This is a genomic window from Bradyrhizobium sp. 44, from assembly GCF_023073095.1.
Classification (GTDB): Bacteria; Pseudomonadota; Alphaproteobacteria; order Rhizobiales; family Xanthobacteraceae; genus Bradyrhizobium.
Genome location: NZ_JADPIY010000037.1, coordinates 1 through 885 on the forward strand (window position 1 = coordinate 1; position 885 = coordinate 885).

Here is an 885-nt window from a genome sequence, read left to right on the forward strand (position 1 = left end):
GCAACGGCCGCGCGGCAACGCCCGTATCACGCCCTCACCGCCGCCAGCAGCGGTTTCATCCCGACGATGTTCAGCACGCGTGTCAGATTGTAGCCGAGCACGCACAGCGCCATCTCGGTCGCAACTTTCGGCAGCGTCACGCACAAGAAGTGCGTCGCGCCCATGCGCATCTTCAGTGTGCCGAACGGATGCTCGACGGTCTCGCGGCGTGTGCGCATGGCGTTTGGATTCTTGTCGAGCCGCGCCTGAGCGCGTTCGAGAACGTCCTCGTGCACCCATCGCTTGATACGGCGTTGTGGGCTCGGCGTGCACTTCGATTTGAGTGGACAGGTTTTGCAGGCGTTCGTCCAATAGTTGCGCAGCTTCTGGCCGTCTTCGTCGTTGGTATAATAATATTTGAGTTTCTCACCGGCAGGGCAGCGATAAACATCCTCATTTGGCAGATAAGCAAAGTCCTGTTTGCCGAAGCGTCCCGAAGCCTTCGCACCCGATGTCATCGGCTTGGGCAAAGTCACCGTGATGCCAGATTGCTCGCACGCCACGATTTCTTCACCCTTGAAGTAGCCGCGATCGGCGACAACATCGAGCGTGTCGGCCTCAAGAACGGCTTTGGCTTGCCGGGCTATGTTTGCAAGTTGCGACCGGTCTGAGCCGCTTGTTGTCACCTCGTGCGCGACGATCAGATGGTTTTCTGTATCGACCGCCGTCTGCACGTTGTAGCCGACGACGCCAGAACCACGGCCGCTCGTGGCCATCGAACGGCTGTCGGGATCAGTGAACGATATCTGCTGATCGGGCGACGCCAGAACCTGTTTTTCAATCGCTGCGAGTTTCGCCATTTCAACGGTCAGATTTTTCAGCCGTTCTTTGATCCGCGTCTTTTTT

Annotated in this window: 1 protein-coding gene; it reads right to left on the reverse strand. The window is 58.0% G+C overall.

Going from position 1 to position 885, the window contains the following annotated elements; genetic code table 11:
- Positions 1-26: 26 nt before the first annotated feature.
- A partial coding sequence (locus IVB41_RS32765; protein WP_247438669.1) for a transposase occupies positions 27-885 on the reverse strand: 859 nt, incomplete at its 5' end.